Origin of the sequence: Lederbergia sp. NSJ-179 (genome assembly GCF_022867885.1) — a bacterium.
GTDB lineage: Bacteria > Bacillota > Bacilli > Bacillales > Bacillaceae_C > Lederbergia.
This window is the reverse complement of record NZ_JALIFP010000007.1, coordinates 111,688-128,760: the sequence shown is the minus strand read 5'-3', so window position 1 is coordinate 128,760 and position 17,073 is coordinate 111,688. Positions and strand designations below refer to the sequence as shown.

Below are 17,073 nucleotides of genomic sequence, written 5' to 3'. Positions count from 1 at the left end.
ATTACTTGTTGTGTGAACATATTAAATGAACAATGGACGATAATTCCATGCACAGTAAAACTAGTTGTCATTGGTTGTTGCTAAGTCTTCAATGATTTTCTTCAGGGACTGCCCACCCATTGTCTCAATTCGCATGTCAAAGTCTTGAAAATTGAGATCTTTTGTGACCGGATTGGGAACGATCACACAGGTCATTCCTGCTTTTTTCGCGGCCATCGAACCATTAATCGAGTCTTCAAAAGCAATCGCCTCTGTTGGTTGCACATCTAAGGCTTCGATTGCCTTCAAATAGAGTTCTGGATCTGGCTTGATGTTTGTGACATTATCACTTGTTTGAATCGTGTCAAAATAATCGATTACACCATACTTTTCGAGAAAAGGCATTACCCAGCCTTTGTGTGAGCTTGTGGCCAACCCTATGCGTAAGTTTAGCTCCTTTGCTTCTTCGAGAAAATCTTTAACTCCTTCACGAAGAACCAAGTCGGTCATCTTTTCGCGATGCAGCGTTGAGGCGGCTGTCTTGATCGCTTCGATATGCTCACTTCCCTTTAATTGCTCCACCATATATTGATGAAATGCCTCATCATGTGTGCCAATAATTTGGGCAAATACTTCTAATGGAAGCTCAACATTGAAGCGCTCCAGCACCTCTTTATAACATTCATACCATACGGATTCCGTATCTAATATCAATCCATCAAAATCAAAGACAACGGCTTTTATCATGATCTATTTCCTTTCTTTACTTTCGACAAAATTCCCTTTATATATTCGACTTAATTTCACTGTTAGATGTAGCTTTTTAGCAAACTTTTTAAGTTCCCGCTCTTCCCGCGGTGTAACAAAAGAAACGACGGTTCCGCTCTTCCCCATTCTTCCCGTTCTCCCTGAGCGGTGAATGTATTGTTCCAAATCAATCGGAAAATCATAATGAATCACATGTGTAAGTCCTTCTATGTCCAAGCCTCTTGCCGCAATATCGGTCGCGAGTAGTAAGGTCACCTTTCCTTTACGTAAAGCCGTTAAAGCTTTTTCTCGTTCGCTTTTATTCAATTCACTATGGAGAAGACTTACGGGAACTTTTTCATATTTTAGTTTTTCATAGAGAACATTCATATTGCCGCGGTCACGGACAAAGACAAGCGCTTTGACAGCGTTCATAGCCGCTATTTTTTGTAATAATTTAGCCCGATCTCGGGGTTCACATAATAAATAAAGATGGTCGACAGGACCTGCTGTTTGAGACTGCTGCCGATCAACTTTCATGAATTCAGGATCCCGTCCAATCATCGCTTTCATCTGATCGGGTTCTTTAATGGCGGTGGCCGAGAACAATAATAATTGGCGATCATTCATTGCAGATTTGACAATCGTTCGAACTGTATCCAAATGTTCCTCAATCAGAAGCTGATCCCCTTCATCAAGGACAATGGTTTGGACTTCATGCATTTTCAACTTTTTTAATTTGATTAGTTCTAAAATTCGTCCCGGTGAACCAACGACCATTTGCGGACGTGTTTTTAATTTCTCCATTTGTCGTTTTATATTCGCTCCCCCAACAAAAGAAGCACTCCTAATATTTGTTCCTTTCGTCCATTTCTGTACTTCTTGATAAATTTGCATGACTAATTCTCGGGATGGAGCTAAAATAACGGTTTGGATGGAAGAATTTTCCTCTTCAATCTTCTCTATAATCGGTAAAAGATAGGCGACTGTTTTTCCAGTTCCTGTTGGAGATTCTGCGATAATATCTTTTCCACCCATAATGGGAGAAAACACGGATTGTTGTATCAGAGTTGGTTCGTTAAAATCCGATTGTTTCCATATCTTTTTAGTATTGGCATTTAAATTCGATAAAAACGTATTTTTCATCGTGATCATGATCTCCTTCATTTCATTAACATGGCCATGAAGTTTATCATACTATAATCTTGTCCAAATGGGGAAACACCTTTATTTCATTTTCTGAAGAAAAAAGCAGTTGAATTTGTTTTTTCTTTTTCTAAGCGCTTATATCGATATGCTATATAGAAGTAAAAGCTACAAACGAGGTGGAGACATATGATTTATTCAATATGATGACACTGGTGCCTATTTACATGAAATCACAAAAGGTGGAGCGGATGTGTTCATTGATTGTGTGGGAATGGACGGTAAGAAATCTCCCAATGAAACAGTTGGACAAAAATTAAAGCTCCAAGGTGGAACGATGAGTACCATCAATATGGCTTCTAAAGCTGTGCGAAAATTCGGCACGATCCATTTTACTGGGGTTTATGGATCGAATTATAATTTATTTCCTTTGGGGGAATTTTTCAATCGAAATATTACATTGAAAATGGGGCAAGCCCCAGTGATTCATTATATGCCGATGCTTTATGATAAAATAACGAAACATGAATTTGATCCGCGGGAAATTATTTCACATAGGCTTCCACTCGAAGAAGCTGCTCATGCTTATCATATCTTTCATGAACATGAAGATAATTGTATCAAGGTTGTTTTAAAACCATCCTAACCGGAAACACAGGGTTTGAGTCGTTGAAAACCTACTTTGAGCCATCATCTTGATTCTGATCGTGGATGACTTCTTTTAGAATCAAATAAAAATCAAGCCTCCAATAAGAAAAGCGCAAGCGCCTTGTTCAGCCCCGACAAGCAAATGTTCTGAGACAAGAAAAGTCCGGTTTTGACTTTTATTGTCTCAGGTTATTTAGTGGAACATCGGCTAAGGTCGCCACGTCCTGTGGCAACGCCGATGGACTCGCATCCTGCGAGCCTCTCGGGGCTAGGCGCTGGAGCTAGATCCAAACATTAGCCAATTTCTTTCTTACCTTTTAAATAATAGAGGCTTGATTTTCTACCAATTTTTTATTTCTTTTCGTTCTTCCTTCGCGTTTCCTTTTTTATGAGATCTATTTTCTAGTTCTGCCTCTACATCCTCAAGTGCAACACCTTGATCAGCTAACATGACAAGACAATGATAGAGGAGATCGCTGCACTCATTGACGATTTCGTTTTTATCACGATTTTTTGCCGCAATCACGACTTCCCCGGCTTCTTCAATCAATTTTTTGGCGATTTTATCGGTTCCTTTTTCAAATAAATATGTTGTATAGGAACCAGCAACAGGCTCCGATTTCCGCTCCTGAATTTCTTCCATCAAGCTAGTGTAAATAGTAGAAGGAACCTGATTTTGATCTTTCGTAACTTCCCCTTCCACCTGATGAAAAAAGCAAGATTTTTCACCGGTATGACAAGCAGGACCTAAAGGCTTGACCCTAATTAAGAGGGTATCTTGATCACAGTCCAGTTGAATCGATTTGACCAATTGTTTGTTCCCAGATGTCTCCCCTTTATGCCAATACTCTTTTCGTGATCGCGAATAAAACCATGTTTCCTTCGTTTCTCTTGTACGTTCATAGGCCGTTTCATCCATATAAGCAAGCATGAGTACCTCATCCGTTTGATCGTCAACAATGATAGCCGGAATAAGGCCTTTCGAAAAATCAGGTTTCATTTATCGTCACTCCCTGGTCCCGACAAAGCTGTTTTACCGCTTGGATACTTGTTGTACCTTCATGAAAAATAGACGCCGCTAAAGCAGCAGCTACATTCGTTTTTTGGAATACCTCGACAATATGATTGGCGTTCCCACAACCTCCTGAAGCAATGACAGGGATGGCCACCGCATCGACTACAGCCTTTGTCAATTCCAAATCATATCCATCCTTGACTCCATCGCGATCGACACTTGTTAATAAAATGGACCCTGCCCCAAGCTTTTCTAATCTTTGAGACCATTCAATCGCATGTAAACCGGTATCCTTTAACCCACCATGTGTCATCACATGCCATGTTCCATCTGTAGCAATCTTGGCATCCACCGCAGCCACAATTCGTTCAGAACCAAATTTATTGGCAGCCTCTGCAATCAAATCTGGATTTTGTACAGCAGCGGAATTAATTCCTACCTTGTTCGCACCTGCGTTCAGAATTCTTTCAATATCTTCGATTGATCGGATACCTCCTCCAACCGTAAAAGGAACCGTCACTTTTTCAGCCACTTTTTTGACCATATTCACAAGAGTCTCACGTTCTTCTGTTGTGGCGGAAATATCCAAAAAAACGAGTTCATCTGCGCCATCCTGACAGTAGGTTGAGGCCATTTCGACAGGGTCCCCCATTTCTCGGAGACCTTCAAAATGAACGCCTTTCACGACTTTACCATTCTTAAAATCTAGACAAGGTATGATTTTCTTTTCTGTCATATCATTCATCTCCTTAGCTTGATTGTGCCTTCATACATCGCTTTTCCTACGATTGCTTCTTGAATGCCAATTGCAGCAATCGCTTCTAGGTCCGCTTGATCGCGAATCCCACCTGATGCCACAATCTCACAGCTAACGGCTTCATGGATTTTCTTCAATTGTTCTAAATTGGGTCCTTGCATCGTCCCATCCTTCGAGATATCTGTAAACACAATTCTTTTGACACCGAGTTGTTCCATTTTTTTGGCAAACTCGATATAATCCACTTCTGTTTCGGTTTCCCAACCTCTTGTCGCAACTTTTTCATCACGGGCATCAATCCCGATCACAATATTATCTTGATAATTTTCTAATGCCGCTTCCAAAAAGGTTTCGTCCTCAAGCGCAGCCGTCCCGACCACAATTCTTGATACTCCCGCCTCGATATAGGCCTTTACTGTTTCCAGTGTTCGAATGCCTCCCCCTACTTGAACGGGGACAGAGGAGGATTTAGCTAGCTTCGAAATCAATTCAAGCTGCTCTGGTTTTCCAGATCGAGCTCCATCCAAATCGACAATATGGATGATCTTTGCACCATCTTCTATGAAAGTATTCAATTGCGATTCTGGGGCGCTGCCCACTTGAGTCGTTTGCTTAAAATCCCCCTGATAAAGCCGGACACATTGTCCGTTGATTAAATCCATTGCTGGTAAAATGAGCATGTTCTTCCCCCTTGTAACAGTTTATAAAATTGTACCGTTGACGCTCGGATGGTCCTGATTTACTATTGTACTATCGGATAGTGTGTATATTTACTATCGGATAGCTCGTTTTTTATCCCTAGCGCAATTTCACGATTGAAAAATTACTTTTCACTACGCCTAATTACTCGATCAATCCTTTTGTCGAAATAACCCCTTTTATATTCGGATCAATGCGGATTGCTTCGGCCAAAGCGCGACCTAATGCTTTAAAAAGGGCTTCAATTTTATGATGGGTATTTTCTCCATACAAGATGCGCGCATGCAGGCTAATTCCGGAATGGAAGGCAAAGGCGCGGAAGAACTCCTTCACCAATTCCGTATCAAAATTCCCTAAAGCTTGAGTAGCAAAATCTCCTTCAAAATGAAGATAGGGTCTTCCGCTAATATCCAAAGAAACAAAGCCTAATGATTCATCCATTGGCACATAAGAGGTCCCATAGCGAACAATGCCTTCCTTGTCCCCTAATGCTTCTCGTACGGCTTTCCCTAATACAATTCCTGTATCCTCCACCGTATGGTGACTATCAATATGTAAATCTCCTTCTACCTTTACGGTTAAGCCGATCCGGCCATGGCGGGCAAATGCCTCCAGCATATGATCGAAGAAGCCTACACCTGTTTCAATTTCAATTGTAGCAGGATCATCTAAACGACATTCCAGAGCGATTTTCGTTTCTTTCGTTTCTCTTTGATTAGAAGCTGATCTCATCTCTTTCACCCCTCCGATTGATTCATTCTGATTGTGACCGCTCGCGCATGTCCATCTAACTCTTCTTTTTCGGCGATTCTTTCTATATAAGGTGCTGCATTTTGTAAAGCTTGTTCCGAATAATACACATAGGTTGTTTTCTTGATAAAATCATCGACCGATAAACCGGACGAGAATCTAGCCGTCCCTGAAGTTGGCAAAACATGATTGGGGCCAGCAAAATAATCCCCTACTGACTCTGGTGTATGATGTCCAATAAATACAGAGCCCGCATTTTTCACCTTCCCTAAATAGGATAAGGCATGATTTAGCTGGATTTCTAAATGCTCTGGTGCCAATTGATTCACAAGGTCGAAAGCCTCCTCAACCGATCGAACAAGGACCACTCCCCCTTCATTGCGCAACGAGGTTTCCGCAATTTCTCGCCTTGGCAAACTGGCGCATTGTTTTTCCACTTCTTTGATCGTCTCAGTTAAAAGCTGCTCCGATGTCGTCAATAAAAAAGCACGTGCTTTTTCATCATGCTCTGCTTGTGCAATTAAATCGGCGGCAACAAAATCTGGCCGGGAGGTTTCATCGGCAATAATCGCGACCTCAGATGGACCCGCGATCATGTCAATCCCTACATCGCCAAAAACAAGTGACTTTGCCGCTGCTACATACTCATTTCCCGGTCCAACAATTTTATCGACCGCTTCAATACTTTCTGTCCCATAAGCTAGTGCTGCTATCGCCTGTGCTCCTCCTACTTTATAAATCGTTTCAACACCGGCAATATCAGCTGCAACCGATAAAATCGGAGCAATTCTTCCTCCTCCCCTTGCAGGTGTGACCATTGTTAGATGTTCAACACCAGCCAAAACAGCAGGGATCGCATTCATTAAAACACTTGAAGGATAGCATGCCTTTCCCCCTGGAACGTAAATGCCCACTCGCTCAATCGGACGAAATAACTGCCCAGACATAATCTTATCGGAAACCTGCATCATTCGCGATTGTTGCAATTGTTTGGAATGGAATGAACGAATATTATCCGCAGCTTTTTGTAAAGCCTCCACAACATCTTCAGATACTTCTTCCCATGCGGCTTCTCGCTCTTCCTTTGTCACTTCAAGTTGTTTTGGAACGCCTCCATCAAATTTCTCCATATATTCTTTTAAAGCTGCATCTCCAATAAGCTTGACATTCTCAATGACAGCTTGAACCGTTTTTAAAGTGGAGTCTGTAAAAGGCTGTTTTTTTGTTTTTTTTGAAATAAATCGCTCTGTAAATTCTTTGGGTGAATAAATCGAAATCATCGGACAACCTCCTCAATCTTGAAAGAATCAATGAGCGGATAAAGCATCGCTTTTTTTAATTTCAATGAATTGCGGTTGGCAATACAACGTGCCGTAATGGAAAACATCTCTTCCTTTACAACCAAACCGTTTTCCTTTAAGGTATTGCCTGTTTCGACAAGATCAACAATATCATCGGCAAGACCTAAAAGGGGGGCTAATTCAACGGAACCTTCCAATTTCACGATATCGACGGATTTACCTTGTTTGCGAAAGTAATTTGTTGTGATGTTTGGATATTTTGTTGCAATTTTTTGCTTGCCAAATGCTTTGTTCGAGTGAGGTTCTCCCGCAACGGCAAAGCGGCATTTCCCGAAAGGTAGTGGGAGCAAATCGAAAACATCTGGCTGGATCTCCATTAAAATATCCTCCCCAACTATGCCTAGATCCGCAATTCCGTGCTCCACATAAGTCGCTACATCGATTCCCTTTGCGAAAAAGGCGAAGAATTGGTCGGTTTCCACTTGTAGTTTTCTTCCTTTATCAAGCAGAGGGGCCACATCAAAATCTCGTTCTTGAAGGAATTGGATAAATTGCTTTTCTACTCTCCCCTTTGTTAAAGCCAGAACAGGTTTCATCTTTCTATCACCTCGATTTCGCCGTCTTTTTGAATGATCTCTAAAATCTTATCGTATTGAACTTGTGCCACTGGTTGTGTTAGGATGTCAACAATCGCATCTTTGTACTTGGTTCTTAATTCCTCCGCATAAGCGAAAGTTTCTTCAGTGGTCAGCACACAAATACGTGTAAAGTCTTTCATTTCCTGGATATGTTCTGCTAATACATCCACATCAAAGGCTAATCCTACAGCTGAAATGCGTTCACCAAATTGCTCATAAAGTCGATCATATCTTCCCCCCGAGAAACAATCAGCCCCCGTTTCTTTCAAAAAGCCCCTAAACATGGTTCCTGAATAATAAGGGAGATTTTTGACCCGGCCTAAATCAATTAAAATCTCTTGTTGCCCCGATTGTTCGATAAGCTGCGCTAATTTTTTCAAGTGAGCTACTATATCCAGCAAATCAGGTTGATCTTCCCATCGCGCTTCATATTCCGATAAAATCTCTAAAGAACCGAAAGCATCTACAAGAGACGCTAATTCAATTGCACTTTTTTCATTTCCTCCATGAAGGGCAATTTGATAGACCTCATCCTTTTTCTTATCATGCATGGCCTGTCTTAACCGTTGCTCATCAACTTGCGACAGGGTTAAAGGTCTTACTAAACTTTCAAAAATTTCGGTATGACCTAATTCAATCAGGTAATCCCCCATCTTTAATTCTTTCAATAAAGAACTAGCCATTAATAAGCTTTCACCTTCCCCCATTAATGGAGGTAAATGAAGGATTTCCACACCAATTTGATGGGACTCTATTCCCGGAATCGATTGTTTAAAAATGGAACCGATATACGCCCATTTTTGAGGTGTTTTTGTTTGAGAAGATAAAGCACGGGCAATTGACGTTGTCCAATCAGGACGCAATACTTCAATTTCGCCTTCTCGATTAAACCATTTCATCATATCTTGCAATTTCATATCCACATACTCATTTGTAAAAGTAGAAGCATACTCAACAACTGGGGTTGAAATAAGGGTATAGCCTCTCCGTGTAATTACTTTTCTAAATACCTCCATGACATGGAAGCGATGATCAATCGAGATCCCCATTTCATCTCTGCTTCCGGCAGGCAAAAACATAAGCTCACTTCCCGTTCCTTTAATTCATTATCACTCTATCGAACTAAAGCATTTTTTGTTTCTTATACTGTACCATACTAGCAAAAGTAACGTCAATGAGTAAACAGAAAAACAAAGACATCTTCCCCTGGCAAAAACGGAGAAGATGTCTTTGATCGCTATTTGCTATTTTTCTAAAAAGCTTGTTACTTGATCCAATGTTTCAAAATGTTCCTTCAATTCTCCATCAATTTAATTCTTTGAAATAGAGATGCGACGAAGATCAATACAAATTCGGGTGATGCCCAAGCACCTTTTATTTTACTTACTTCCAGCTGCTTCTTTTACGAGGGCATTTACTTCATCATAGGTTTCGCGTAGGTAAGTGTTGACATCTTTCCCCTCTTTAATAAATTTCATTGCATCGAATACTTCTTCCCCTTTTTCTTCATAGGGAGATACTTTTACTGGTTTGTCAACTGCTTTTAACTTAAATACAGCTTGCATATTTTTTTCTTCTAGCCCCTCGACTTCCGAACAGAAGGCTTCCTGTATTTCCTTATTATCTAGTACAGTGGCAAAGCCTTTTTTAGAACGCATCATTTGCCATTCTTCTGACATAAGATATTCCAAAACTTGGAATGCGGCCTCTTTATGTTCACTTGTATTTGAAATGGATAAACCGCCAGCGTTTGCGTTCGGTCCGGTATTCGGATGATCCTCCCATTCTGGATAGGAAACCATATCCCATGCTAATCCGGTTTCAGCTTCCACACCATTTAACCAAATATGGATGTCAAACAATGGCACCATCGCTACATTTTGCTTATTAATAAAGGCACCCCAGTCATCTTCGTCATTGTCCGGAATGACACCTTGGATAGAGGCTATTTTTTCAATTTGGTTTAAATATTTTGCAAAATTCCCATCTTTTAAATACATAGGCTCGTTTGTTTCAGGATCTATATGGTTGACTCCGAGTTGTTTCAGCATTGGGCCACTCGCAGAAATATCAATCCCACGATATTCTGTGCCATTTTTTTCTCCCGTAACCTCTCGAGCTAAATCCGTTATTTCATCCCACGTCATACCGTCTTTAGGGTAGTTGACCCCAAACAAATCAAAAATTCCCTTATTATAATAAAGAACATCCCATCTTTTCACATAAGGGAAGTAATAAAGATCTCCATCCCCCCATGTTCGAACTCTATCAATCTGTTCTTTTGAAATAGACTCTAAATCAAAATTATTTCTTTCAATTAACTCATCAAGATTATAAGCGAGCTCGTATTCTTTTAAAACATCAACTTTATCTCCTCCGGATAAGTAAAAAATATCAGGTATATTGCCTTTGGAAATCTCTTCTTCAGCTTTATCATAATCAAATTCCGCAAATTCCAACGTAATATTAGGGAATTTTTCTTCTACAGGTCCTTTAATATCTTCAATAAATTCCTCTTCCCATCCATAATTAAATGTTAATGTCACGGGTTCAGCTTCTGAATTGTCTTCCGTTTCAGTTGTTTCTTTTCCTTCTTTCTCTGCTGATCTTGCTGTATCTTCTGTGCTCCCTTTACTCGTATTACAAGCTACTAACAGAAAAGCAGTAAAGATGATGAATAGATTAAGTATCCAATTGTTTGAACTTTTCTTTGTCAAAATAAAAACCCCCTTATTTTTAATAGACTAGCAGGTAATCATGGTTAAAGATGACTTAGTAGATGGGCAAACGGCACCGAACCATTAAGGTGTCATTCCACCTAATACAGCGAACTTTTTAAGCGAAGGTTTCCCTTTCTTCTTCAAATGGGTTATTTGCTTGGTCATAAATATCTACAGGCACAATTATTTGTTGGGCTTCTTTTTCATTTTTTATCTGTGCTTGTAAAATTTCTACAGCAAGTTTCCCCATTTTCATTGAATCTTGTTTCGCTGTACAAATGGGATATACATCTAATTCGCGTTCCTGATCAAAGGAAGCGATGGAAAACTCTTCTGGAATTCGCTTTTGGAGCCTTTTGGCTGCTTGATAAGCTATTTTTCCAGCATAAGCATTCATAGCGAATATACCTGATATATCTGGATTTGCTTGTAAAAATGCGATGGCATTTTCTACTGGGTTCTCTTCAAGAATACCCGTAAACCAAGCTGAACGATCAATTGGAATTTTCGCTTCTTCCAAGGCCTGCTCAAATCCTTTAATTCTGTCTTCAACGGTAATCGTTGCAAAGTTAGGTGCAGTAAACAAACTAATCTTTTGATGATGTTGGCAAAGTCTTTTCGTCAAATGGTAAGCACCTGTGACATTGTCAGAATAGACAGCGGATGTTTCAATTCCTTTGAGATAACGATCTAATAAAACCAATGGAAAATCATTCAATGTAAGACGGAGAATCTCTTCGTTATAAACCTGATCATCCACAGGAAAAATAATTAATCCTTTTACCCCCATTTTTAACAAAAACTTGATCGCATTTTTTTCAGCTTCACTATCATGATGTGATTGTTTCAGTATTAACCCATAATCCATCGAACTGGCAGCGGTTTCAACACTTGCTAAAATTTGGGCGGAATGCCGTTCAACAACCTCAGGCATAATCAAACCAATAAGCGGGATATCACTTTCAGGTTCACCGCTTTTTTCTTTTCTAACCCTTTCGTTTCTAGGCGGTTCAGCGACAAATGTTCCTTTTCCAGGAATTCTATAGGCTTTTCCATCTCCTACCAGTTTGATAAGAGCATTTTTGGACGTAATGCGGCTTACATTGAACTGTTTGGCTAACTCTGCCTCTGAAGGCAGCCGAGCATGCGTTTTGTATACACCCTCTTCCATCTTTTTCTCTAAAAATTGGTGAATCTGGACATACAAAGGTGTTTTATTGCTAATTCACAATCCCCCCTTTTCCACATCCTAGTATATCAGGTTATATCTAGAAATACTGGATATATTTATAATATAGGTGCTTTATAGAAGATAGTCAAGCGCTTCCATAAAAAAATAGAAATCACGGATCTATTTTCACATCTTGCTACTAGATTTGAAAATAGATCTGTGATTCATAGACATTGAAGTATGATATCTTCACCTGCTATTCTTCGCTCGAACTTGACAGAAAATACTCATCAGCACAGATTGAATCAGTGTCATCAAATAGGCATATAAGAGCAAGACACAAATCACCATTGAGAAAGTCCATCTTACATGTAAAACAAGACTTAAACTAGAAGTTACGAGATACATAATCATAACCACGGTAAGAGAGGGGAGAAAGGATTTACGTAAATACCTACGACTTAGTTTGAGCGCATCCGGTATACTCACATGATCGATCACAATGGTAAATTCCAAATAAATAAACAAAATCCGCAATATGATAAACGTCATAAGCGAGATAAAACTACCGATATAGGGAAAAAATATAATCAGGAAGGCGGTTAAACCAATTCTTAATAATTGAACAATGACCTCAAGCAAGATAAATTGCAACCAATACTTTTTGCCGTCTTTTATAAATTGAAAAAATGAATACTCTTCCTTTTTTACAATCATATATAAGAAACGAATATATCCCCCTTGGAGAAAAGCCCCGACTAAAAGCATGATGACCAAAGTAATGGCTAGAAAGGCCGTTTTTTCAGCGGGATTCGTTAAAAAAAAGAAATTATTTACAAATAAAGGGATATTTGAAATATGACTAATTGAAGGCAACCCCATCTCTAAAACAAGTTTAACAGAAGTTATTGCCTTTCCATAAAAACCGATGAAATAAAGCCCTAAGGCCAATCCGATCAAATCAAATAGGATGGGATAGATAAATATAGTCCAATGTCGATGAACTGCACGAATTCCATTAAATAGCTCCATGTAATGCCTCCGTTTTGTCGTGTTGCTCTTTTACTGAAACAAGATGATTATCAATCGGAATTTTGACCCAAAATTTAGAACCCTTTTCAAGTTTACTTTCTACGCCAATTTCTCCTCCATGGGCGTGGACAAGAGCCTTAGATATACTTAACCCAATCCCTGAACCACCATAATCACGTGACCTCGATTTATCAATTCGGTAAAAGCGGTTAAATACAAAAGGTAATTCATCCTCCGAAATACCGATCCCATTATCTTGACAATAAAAAGTAAAATCATCTTCACCAATTTCAAATTCCAACCAAACGTCTCCACCAGGTGGTGTATATTTAAGAGCGTTCGAAATAATATTTGTGATCACTTGAATCATTCGATCCGGATCAATATAAACCGTACAAGGAGTATTCGGGTTCACGAAATGCATACGGATTTCCCTTTGTTTGGCAATGAATAAAAAGCCATCGTATACGCCTTTCACTAAATGTACCAAGTTCACTTTCTTAATATTTAACTTAAACCTTGCTCCCTCTGCTTCCGATAATTGTTGGACATTATGGATCAATCTTGAAAATCTTTCGACTTCTTCATAAATATCTTGCAAATTTTTATCGGTTTTTGGGTAAACCCCATCCACAATCGCTTCTAGACGAGTTAAAACAGAAGTAAGCGGTGTCCGCAACTCATGAGTTAAATCCTCCATCATTTGTTTTCGCCAATTTTCAATATTACTAAATTCGATTAACAGACTATTCGTGCTATCAATTAATTGCTTGACTTCCTCTGTTCCCTGGCGTGGAACAAATTCTTCCCGGTTCCCCTTTAATATCTTCGCCGCATACTTGGCAGAGCCTTTCAATGGTTCGGCATAATATTTAGCAATCATAAAACTAATGAGAAGAACGAGGGGCCATATGCCTAAGAAAATATAGTGCTGTTGGTCTTTTAATTTCTTTTCAAGCGTAAAGATCTCCGGTGAATTTAAATCCTGATCCATGTCAAAATAAACTCGTAAATAGCCCAGTGTCTGACCGTCTTTCACAACAGGTAATTCCACAGAATATGGATTAATAAGTTCAAGATGAGGTAATTCTTTTTTATAAATAACCTTATCTAAATCCTCACTAACAAACTCCACCGGAGTTCCAAATTCCTTAGCCATTTTATGAAAAAGTGCTTCATTTTCGAATGTATACTCCTCATGGCTCAAACCTGTTCGGAAAACATAACTGATTTGATACGCTTTTTCTGTAAAATACTGCTGTTTATATTCTGTTAAAGCCAACTTTGTACTAAAATAAAGAGCCAAATAGATACCAAGTATGGTGAAAAACACGACAGAGAAAATGATCATAAACATCGACACTTGGGCTCTTTTAAAAAAATGAAGCATCGCTTTCATTTCACCTGATCCAATACACAATTAAATCTATAGCCGGCGCCAATCTTGGTCACAATGTATTTAGGCTCTTTTGGATCTTTTTCGATTTTTTTTCGCAAGTTTTTAATATGAGTATCCACCGTTCTTCCGTCGCCAATATAGCGATAGCCTTGAACAATATATGATAAATCTTGACGGCTAAAAAATTTCCCTGGCTTTTTTATTAATGCATCTAATATTTTGAATTCTGTGGAGGTTAATTTCACGGCCTTGTTGTCGACTAGCACTTCTTGGGTTTCAAAATTAACGATCAAGCTGCTTTGATTAAAACGAAGAATTGGCTCTTTTTCTTTTGTAAACATTTCCATTCTTCTCATTAAAGCGTGAATCCGGGCCAGAACCTCCTTAATTCGAAATGGCTTGACGATATAATCGTCTGCACCAATATTTAGGCCATTAATCATATCTTCTTCTCTTGCCTTAGAGGAGATAATCATAATCGGCACATTGGAGGTTTGTCTAATTTCTTGACAAACCGCTTCTCCAGATAACTTAGGAATCATTAAATCTAATAGAACCACATCTACTTTAAATTTCCTTACCACTTGAAGCGCTTCCACCCCGTCGCTAGAAATATAGACTTGCCAGCCTTCTTTTAAAAAATACGACTTTAAAACATTGCGGATTGATTCCTCATCCTCTACAACTAAAATATTCATTTTCATCCATCCTTTTCTATTGAAATGAAAAAAAGCCACAAAGCTGCCGGTAGATTGTCGGTTTGTAACAATAATCGAAGTGATGAATGGGTAAAAAAGGAAAGGTATGTATTATAAAATTACCATCTGTATACGATTATGTCAATTTCATTTCAAAAGCCTCTAAAGCATATGGATATTGTCGATCAAAAACCTATGATCTCGCGTTACATAGGAAAACTCGCCTTCTAAAAACAAAGGCGAGTTTTCCTCTCTTCTGTGTCTAGCTAAACGGGCGCTTCCGCTTTTCTTTGTCTAGCTACAGCGCCCAGCGACTAGCAAACTTCCGGTGCCTTCCTACGATAAGTCAACATCAGTTCGCCTTATCAGGCTCACTGTGTTTCCTTTATCTCAGGCCAACAGGATGTTGGTCACAAAGGCGTTGCGCCAGGACGGCGCGTATTTAGCCTTTGAACCTTTTCATCCTAATTATTAAAGTTTGTACGTCGCTAAACGGGCGCTTCCGCTTTTCTAATTACTCCACAAGTCCTGTTCTTTCTACTCCTTCGACAAAGTGGCGTTGGAAAATGACAAAGACGAGTAATGGTGGAAGCAGTGATAAAAAGCTTGCTGCCATTTTTACTGCGCCAGCTTCGTATGATGACATTTGCTGTTGTTCCACAAAACTTGTAATGACTCGATCTAATGACAGCATTTCACTGGCAAGCGGTAAATATTGTGAATCTGTCAAAAACATTTTTGGTAAATAGGTGTCATTCCAAGTCCAAACGAATGAAAATAAAAACACAACTAAAATGGCTGGCTTGGCGAGCGGAAGCATGACCCTTAAATAAAATTTAATTGCGCTGGCCCCATCAATTTTAGCAGCCTCCTCCAATTCTTTTGGCTGGGTCATAAAGAACTGGCGGAAAATAATAACAAACAGAGATCCTTTTACCCCAAATCCTAAAAGCGATGGCACAATCAAGGTCACAAAATTATTATCCAACCCCAATTTCTGATAGCCAATAATCGTCGGTAAGACGATGACCTGCGGCGGGATAATAAACGCCGTAATCAACAGGCCAAATACTAATTTCTTAAATGGAAATTGCAGCCGGGCAAGAGCGTATCCCGCCAGCCCGCATGTTATACAATGAAATACAGCGGAACTCACGGCCACTAAAAGGCTAATCGAAAACGCTTGACCGTAATGCAAGCTTTCCCAAGCACGCACGAGATGCCCGAAATATAAATCATTTGGAATCCAAGTAATGGTTGGATCAATCAAATCCTTCTCACTCATCACCATATTGACAATCATCTTTAGAATCGGATTTAAATAAATATAGGAAGTCGCAATAAAAATCGTGTAAAGAAATGCTTTAAAAAGCAGCCCTTCATTAACCTCTTTTCCCAAAATCACATACTTAACCGTATTTAACTTGTGGTAGTAATAACGCTTGTTTTTCAGTCGATTATATTTTTTAACTGTTTCAATATTTGTACTCATTCACAGCCCTCCTTTAACGTCTGGCTAGACTTTGTCGCTTATTAATCCTTACGTAAATAAACATCACAATTAATAAGAAAATGACAATAATCGTAAAGTATATCCATGCAAGCGCACTACTATATCCATAATTTCCTGTTCCAATTAAATCGATAACTGGATTAAATGGAAAGGTGAACATATCGACAACCGTATAAATCAAATTCAAGAAAATAAATGGGGCCATAGCAGGTAAGGTGATTTTCCAGAAAACCTCCCACGGATTTGCCCCATCAATCCGTGCTGATTCATAGGCAGAATTAGGAATCGTTTGCCGTCCTGCCAAGAAAATTAAAATTTGCACACCGGAATACCATAATACCAACACAAAACGATTTAATAAGGTTTTCACTGGTTTTGCCCAAGAGCTATCTCCTAAAAACGTATCCAGATATCCTCCAAGCTGAAATCTCTCTAAAAAGCCTAAGCTTCCTTCTCCTTGGTTGACAAATTCTGTTAATAGATACCCAGTTGTAAAAATTACGGGGAGGAAAAAGATCGCCCGAAAAAGAAAGCGTCCATGTAGCTTTTGATTCAAAAGAATCGCAATCATAAGAGAGAAAATCAGAATGATCGGTATCATTAAAACAATTTCTTGAAAATAGGGAATGAGTAAATCATAGAACTCTGAACTGTTAAACAGTATTTCTCGATAGTACCCTACACCATTAAAGTCATATTGCATCCCTCTAGGAAGGATTTTCACTTTATGAAAACTCATATACAATGAAAATCCTAACGGGAAAGCTAGAAAGATTAGAAATCCCAGCAACCAAGGGGCGATAAACAAGCTCCCTTCTAAATTACGGGCAACCCTTGCACTCATCCTCCTTTTCTTCATA

The 17,073-nt window shown here is 39.2% G+C and carries 16 protein-coding genes and 1 pseudogene; 1 reads left to right on the top strand and 16 read right to left on the bottom strand.

The genetic code is table 11. The features are described from left to right. Positions 1 to 60: 60 nt before the first annotated feature. Together MUB24_RS07790 and MUB24_RS07785 are read right to left on the bottom strand one after the other, a co-directional pair. A complete protein-coding gene (locus tag MUB24_RS07790; protein WP_244702857.1) occupies positions 61 to 726 on the bottom strand; it encodes an HAD family hydrolase in 666 nt (221 codons plus the stop codon). Between the two features lie 3 nt (positions 727 to 729). Continuing rightward, a complete protein-coding gene (locus MUB24_RS07785; RefSeq protein WP_244702854.1) occupies positions 730 to 1,872 on the bottom strand; it encodes a DEAD/DEAH box helicase in 1,143 nt (380 codons plus the stop codon). 164 nt (positions 1,873 to 2,036) lie between these two features. Between MUB24_RS07785 and MUB24_RS07780 the strand changes: the two are divergent. Further along, positions 2,037 to 2,518: pseudogene (locus MUB24_RS07780) on the top strand (MDR/zinc-dependent alcohol dehydrogenase-like family protein); the annotation flags it as partial. A 342-nt stretch (positions 2,519 to 2,860) separates the two neighbouring features. Here the strand turns inward: MUB24_RS07780 and hisIE are convergent. From hisIE to MUB24_RS07710, 14 genes are all read right to left on the bottom strand, one after another. Further along, positions 2,861 to 3,520: a bifunctional phosphoribosyl-AMP cyclohydrolase/phosphoribosyl-ATP diphosphatase HisIE gene (hisIE, locus tag MUB24_RS07775; protein ID WP_244702851.1), complete on the bottom strand. Its 660-nt coding sequence runs from the start codon at positions 3,518 to 3,520 to the stop codon at positions 2,861 to 2,863. Then, complete coding sequence (hisF, locus tag MUB24_RS07770; RefSeq protein WP_244702848.1) at positions 3,510 to 4,271, bottom strand: imidazole glycerol phosphate synthase subunit HisF; 762 nt, start codon at positions 4,269 to 4,271, stop codon at positions 3,510 to 3,512. Before hisF ends, hisIE begins: the two co-directional genes overlap by 11 nt. A gap of 5 nt (positions 4,272 to 4,276) precedes the next feature. Then, the gene (gene hisA / locus MUB24_RS07765; protein ID WP_244702846.1) at positions 4,277 to 4,972 is read right to left on the bottom strand and encodes a 1-(5-phosphoribosyl)-5-[(5-phosphoribosylamino)methylideneamino]imidazole-4-carboxamide isomerase; all 696 of its coding nucleotides are present in this window, start codon (positions 4,970 to 4,972) and stop codon (positions 4,277 to 4,279) included. A 163-nt stretch (positions 4,973 to 5,135) separates the two neighbouring features. Beyond that, entirely contained in the window at positions 5,136 to 5,723 is a 588-nt protein-coding gene (gene hisB / locus MUB24_RS07760; RefSeq protein WP_244702843.1) for an imidazoleglycerol-phosphate dehydratase HisB, read from the bottom strand. A gap of 5 nt (positions 5,724 to 5,728) precedes the next feature. Beyond that, a complete protein-coding gene (hisD, locus tag MUB24_RS07755; RefSeq protein ID WP_244702840.1) occupies positions 5,729 to 7,021 on the bottom strand; it encodes a histidinol dehydrogenase in 1,293 nt (430 codons plus the stop codon). Beyond that, positions 7,018 to 7,638, bottom strand: coding sequence for an ATP phosphoribosyltransferase (gene hisG / locus MUB24_RS07750; RefSeq protein WP_244702838.1), 621 nt, complete (start codon positions 7,636 to 7,638; stop codon positions 7,018 to 7,020). Before hisG ends, hisD begins: the two co-directional genes overlap by 4 nt. Then, complete coding sequence (locus MUB24_RS07745) at positions 7,635 to 8,759, bottom strand: ATP phosphoribosyltransferase regulatory subunit (protein WP_244702836.1); 1,125 nt, start codon at positions 8,757 to 8,759, stop codon at positions 7,635 to 7,637. The genes hisG and MUB24_RS07745 overlap by 4 nt, the downstream gene beginning before the upstream one ends. Positions 8,760 to 9,059: 300 nt before the next feature. Continuing rightward, a complete protein-coding gene (locus MUB24_RS07740; RefSeq protein WP_244702834.1) occupies positions 9,060 to 10,397 on the bottom strand; it encodes an ABC transporter substrate-binding protein in 1,338 nt (445 codons plus the stop codon). Between the two features lie 118 nt (positions 10,398 to 10,515). After that, positions 10,516 to 11,607, bottom strand: coding sequence for a GntR family transcriptional regulator (locus MUB24_RS07735; RefSeq protein ID WP_280516914.1), 1,092 nt, complete (start codon positions 11,605 to 11,607; stop codon positions 10,516 to 10,518). 213 nt (positions 11,608 to 11,820) lie between these two features. Beyond that, positions 11,821 to 12,603 (bottom strand): hypothetical protein, encoded by a 783-nt coding sequence (locus tag MUB24_RS07730; RefSeq protein ID WP_244702832.1) that lies wholly within the window; start codon positions 12,601 to 12,603, stop codon positions 11,821 to 11,823. After that, positions 12,590 to 13,993: a sensor histidine kinase gene (locus MUB24_RS07725; RefSeq protein WP_244702831.1), complete on the bottom strand. Its 1,404-nt coding sequence runs from the start codon at positions 13,991 to 13,993 to the stop codon at positions 12,590 to 12,592. Before MUB24_RS07725 ends, MUB24_RS07730 begins: the two co-directional genes overlap by 14 nt. Positions 13,994 to 13,998: 5 nt before the next feature. Next, the gene (locus tag MUB24_RS07720; RefSeq protein WP_244702829.1) at positions 13,999 to 14,700 is read right to left on the bottom strand and encodes a response regulator transcription factor; all 702 of its coding nucleotides are present in this window, start codon (positions 14,698 to 14,700) and stop codon (positions 13,999 to 14,001) included. Between the two features lie 514 nt (positions 14,701 to 15,214). Next, on the bottom strand, positions 15,215 to 16,192 hold the full coding sequence (locus MUB24_RS07715; RefSeq protein ID WP_244702827.1) for a carbohydrate ABC transporter permease: 978 nt from the start codon (positions 16,190 to 16,192) through the stop codon (positions 15,215 to 15,217). A 13-nt stretch (positions 16,193 to 16,205) separates the two neighbouring features. Further along, positions 16,206 to 17,072, bottom strand: coding sequence for a carbohydrate ABC transporter permease (locus MUB24_RS07710; protein WP_244702825.1), 867 nt, complete (start codon positions 17,070 to 17,072; stop codon positions 16,206 to 16,208). Position 17,073: the final 1 nt, after the last annotated feature.

Coding starts and splice junctions, on each gene's coding strand:
- MUB24_RS07790 (WP_244702857.1), bottom strand. CDS start 726: ATGATAAAAGCCGTTGTCTTTGATTTTGATGGATTGATATTAGATACG.
- MUB24_RS07785 (WP_244702854.1), bottom strand. CDS start 1,872: ATGAAAAATACGTTTTTATCGAATTTAAATGCCAATACTAAAAAGATA.
- hisIE (WP_244702851.1), bottom strand. CDS start 3,520: ATGAAACCTGATTTTTCGAAAGGCCTTATTCCGGCTATCATTGTTGAC.
- hisF (WP_244702848.1), bottom strand. CDS start 4,271: ATGACAGAAAAGAAAATCATACCTTGTCTAGATTTTAAGAATGGTAAA.
- hisA (WP_244702846.1), bottom strand. CDS start 4,972: ATGCTCATTTTACCAGCAATGGATTTAATCAACGGACAATGTGTCCGG.
- hisB (WP_244702843.1), bottom strand. CDS start 5,723: ATGAGATCAGCTTCTAATCAAAGAGAAACGAAAGAAACGAAAATCGCT.
- hisD (WP_244702840.1), bottom strand. CDS start 7,021: ATGATTTCGATTTATTCACCCAAAGAATTTACAGAGCGATTTATTTCA.
- hisG (WP_244702838.1), bottom strand. CDS start 7,638: ATGAAACCTGTTCTGGCTTTAACAAAGGGGAGAGTAGAAAAGCAATTT.
- MUB24_RS07745 (WP_244702836.1), bottom strand. CDS start 8,759: ATGTTTTTGCCTGCCGGAAGCAGAGATGAAATGGGGATCTCGATTGAT.
- MUB24_RS07730 (WP_244702832.1), bottom strand. CDS start 12,603: ATGGAGCTATTTAATGGAATTCGTGCAGTTCATCGACATTGGACTATA.
- MUB24_RS07725 (WP_244702831.1), bottom strand. CDS start 13,993: ATGCTTCATTTTTTTAAAAGAGCCCAAGTGTCGATGTTTATGATCATT.
- MUB24_RS07720 (WP_244702829.1), bottom strand. CDS start 14,700: ATGAATATTTTAGTTGTAGAGGATGAGGAATCAATCCGCAATGTTTTA.
- MUB24_RS07715 (WP_244702827.1), bottom strand. CDS start 16,192: ATGAGTACAAATATTGAAACAGTTAAAAAATATAATCGACTGAAAAAC.
- MUB24_RS07710 (WP_244702825.1), bottom strand. CDS start 17,072: ATGAAGAAAAGGAGGATGAGTGCAAGGGTTGCCCGTAATTTAGAAGGG.